General features: G+C 57.3%; 1 protein-coding gene. It reads left to right on the top strand.

Annotated features, from left to right (window positions below):
• Window positions 1-632: sensor histidine kinase (locus tag ACXAG7_RS19905; protein WP_476667918.1), on the top strand; the 632-nt coding region annotated here is incomplete at its 5' end.
• Window positions 633-733: the final 101 nt, after the last annotated feature.

Raw genomic sequence — 733 nt, 5'->3', positions numbered from 1 at the left:
AGCTGAACCAACCCCTTACATCCATACTCGCGAATGCCGAGGCAGGCGCAGCGCTCCTCGCGCAAGCACAGCCCGATCTGATCGAGGTCGGCGAGGTGCTTCTAGATATTGCGGAGGATGACAGGCGCGCAGCAGATATCATAGTCAATCTTCGGCGTCTCATGGCCAATGATAGCGGTGGTTTGGAACGCGCGGATCTAAATGATGTCGCGCGCTCGACCATGCGGCTCATCTCGAACGAAATGGTCGCTCGTGGAGTGGACGTGCAGTTGCGCTTGTCGCGCGAAATACTCATCGTGGAAGCAGATGTGCAACAGTTGCAGCAGGTGCTTCTCAATCTCGTTCTTAACGCCGCCGACGCGATGGCGGATCAACAGACGCGGAAGATGATCATCACGACGGGCCTAGATATGAATAGCCGGCGCTTGCTGACCGTGTCCGACAATGGTCCGGGCTTGCCTGATGCGCTGACCGATGACCCTTTCAAGCCATTCGCGACATCAAAGTCACAAGGGATGGGACTGGGGCTTTCAATTAGCCAGAACATCGCAGAGGCGCATGGCGGCGAGTTGCGCTTCACTCGGAGCACGAAGGAGGGGGCTTGTGTTGAGCTGGCCTTGCCTGCGCCTTGACCCGAGAACTGCAAGAGACGTTTCGAGTTCATATCGTGGATGATGATGACAGCGTACGCCGTGCGCTCAGTCGCTTGCTGAAAAGCACGGGTCTCGACGTC

It is taken from the genome of Tenacibaculum sp. AWR4_210 (assembly GCF_056160945.1).
This window is presented reverse-complemented; position numbering and strand designations above follow the sequence as displayed.